Origin of the sequence: Streptomyces torulosus (assembly GCF_001419765.1) — a bacterium.
GTDB lineage: Bacteria > Actinomycetota > Actinomycetes > Streptomycetales > Streptomycetaceae > Streptomyces > Streptomyces torulosus.
This window is the reverse complement of sequence record NZ_LIRK01000997.1, coordinates 1-2,633: the sequence shown is the minus strand read 5'-3', so window position 1 is coordinate 2,633 and position 2,633 is coordinate 1. Positions and strand designations below refer to the sequence as shown.

Below are 2,633 nucleotides of genomic sequence, written 5' to 3'. Positions count from 1 at the left end.
CGGCCCGCCCAGTACGGCTGGTCCGCCAGCTGCGGTACGACGACCTGGGGCGCGCCGCACCGGGCGGCCGTGGTCGTGGTGCCGGCGCCCCCGTGGTGGACGACGGCGGCCACCCGCCCGAACAGCGCCTGGTGGTTGACCTCGCCGACGGCGAGGCAGTCGTCCCGCTCGTCGATCAGGGCGAGATCGGCCCAGCCGCGGCCGACGAGCACCCGGCGGCCCCGCGCCCGCACCGCGTCGACGGCGGTGCGGGCGACGTCCCGCGCGGCGTGCATGGGCATGCTGCCGAAGCCCACGTAGACCGGGGGTTCACCGGCGTCCAGGAACGCCGACAGCTCGTCCGGCAGGGGCCGTTCGTCGGGCAGGAACCACGCGCCCGTCTGGACGACGTCGAAGTCCGGCATCTCCGTCGGCGGGTCGAGGACGGGGTCCGTCGCCAGCCAGGGCCGGTCGCCGACGACATGGTCGCGGACGCCGTCCACCGGGGGCAGTCCGACCGCGGCCCGGTGGGTGTTCAGCGCCTCCCCGAACAGCGCGTCGACGGCCTCGGCGTCGAGGTCCCACAGCGCCCGGTTGTCGGTCACGTCCGGCGGCAGCGGATGCCCCGGGTACGCCAGCGGCGGGCGCTGCGGCGACGGCAGCGTGAGCTGCTGGAAGGTCACGGACACCGAGGGGATGCCGAGTCTCTCGGCCACCGAGCGCGCACCGGCCGCGGCCGGGATCATGCCGGTCGCCACGAGGACGTCCCAGCCCTCGGCCGCCGCGGTGATCACCTCGAACTGGCTGGCGATCACCTGGGCGGCGCGTTCGGGGATCGTCGAAGCGGCCGGCGCCGCCTTCGTCAGGGACCGCGCCGACGGCCCGTACGGCACCATCTCCACGCCGATCCCGGCGAGCAGCTTCCCGAACTCCTCGTCCGACGGGCCGCACACCCGTACCTCGGCGCCCGACTCCCGCAGACTCGCGGCCAGTCCCGCCATCGGCTGGATGTCCCCCCGCGACCCGTAGGTCGACAGCACAACGCGCACTCCACCACTCCCGATCTCCGCGGAACTTCCGCTCAGGCCGGTGATTCTGCGGTACGACCGGGCCCTTGCCGCAAGACCCCCCGTGCGCTATAAGTTGAGCATGGCAAGGAGTTCGGTGACTCCTTGCCCTTTCGTTTGCGCCCCGTCGCTCAGAACGTGAGCACCGCCCGCGCGACCCTCCCCTCCGCCGCGTCCTGGGCCGCCTTCGCGAAGTCCTCCACCGGGTACGTGGCGGTCACCAACTCGTCGAGCAGCAGCCGCCCTTCGCGGTACAGCTCGGCGTAGAGCGCGATGTCCCGCTGCGGGCGGGACGATCCGTAACGGCAGCCCAGGATCGCCTTGTCCAGGTAGAGGGAGGAGACCCGGAAGGACGCCTCGGCCGTGGCCGCCGGTACGCCCAGCAGCACCGCCTGCCCCCGCCGGTCCAGCAGATCGATCGCCTGGCGGATGAGTTCGACGCGGCCGACGCACTCGAAGGCGTGGTCGACACCGGTCGGCACGACCTCCCGTGCGTCTTCCGCGGAGGTGAGGAAGTGTGTGGCGCCGAACTGCCGGGCCACGGTCTCCTTCTCCGGGTTGGCGTCGACCGCGACGATCCGGGTCGCGCCCGCGAGGCGCGCCCCCTGGATGACGTTGAGCCCGATGCCCCCGGCCCCGATGACGAGCACGCTCTCGCCCCGGTCGACGCGCGCCCGGTTGAGGACCGCGCCGACCCCGGTCAGGACACCGCACCCGATCAACGCGGCCGACGACAAGGGGATGTCGTCCGGTATCCGCACGGCCTGCACGGCCTTGACGACCGTCCGCTCGGCGAAGGCGGAGTTGGCGGCGAACTGGAACACCGGCTCCTCACCGCGTGTGAACGGCCGCTCCGGGCGCCCGATCGCACGACGGCACATGGTGGGCCGCCCCCGGTCGCAGTCGGCGCAGGTCCCGCAGTTGGCGAGGGTGGACAGCGCCACATGGTCACCGGGTCGGACATGGGTGACGCCCGCGCCCACCGCGTCGACGACGCCCGCACCCTCGTGCCCGAGCACCACCGGCGCCGGGAACGGGATCGTCCCGTCCACCACCGACAGATCGCTGTGGCAGAGCCCGGCCGCCGCGACCGCGACCCGCACCTCGCCGGGCCCCGGCTCCCGGACGTCGAGATCGTCGACGACCTCGACCCGCTTCCCGTCGAACACGACGCCTCTCACGCCGGCACCCCCCGACCCACCGTCGACAGGCCGACCCTCACCCTGCGCACCCTCGTCACGCCCCTCAACCCCTCGGTTCCCTCGGCAGACCGAGCACCCGCTCGGCGATGATCGTGCGCTGCACCTCGTCCGAACCGCCGTAGATGGTGTCGGCCCGGCTGAACAGGAACAGGTGCTGAAGCGGATCGAGTTCGTACGGCGCCCCCGGCGACCACTCCACGGGCCCCACCGCCGCCCCCGCGCCCCGCACCTCCATCGCCAGCTCCCCGAGCCGCTGATGCCATCCCCCCCACAGCAGCTTGGCCACGCTCGGCGCGCCCGGCTCCTCCGAACCGCCCAGCGTCCGCAGGGCGTTCCACCGCATCACCCGCAGCTCCGCCCACTGCCGTACGAGCCGCTCCCGTAC

General features: G+C 73.5%; 3 protein-coding genes. All 3 read right to left on the bottom strand.

Annotated elements, in window-relative coordinates:
- Positions 1-980, bottom strand: a 980-nt coding sequence (locus tag AOK23_RS43495; RefSeq protein WP_240496855.1) for a glycosyltransferase, incomplete at its 3' end; no start/stop codon positions are given.
- A gap of 197 nt (positions 981-1,177) precedes the next feature.
- The gene (locus AOK23_RS43490; RefSeq protein WP_055717861.1) at positions 1,178-2,227 is read right to left on the bottom strand and encodes a Zn-dependent alcohol dehydrogenase; all 1,050 of its coding nucleotides are present in this window, start codon (positions 2,225-2,227) and stop codon (positions 1,178-1,180) included.
- Between the two features lie 64 nt (positions 2,228-2,291).
- On the bottom strand, positions 2,292-2,633 hold a 342-nt coding region (locus AOK23_RS43485; RefSeq protein WP_276205814.1), incomplete at its 5' end, for an acyl-CoA dehydrogenase family protein.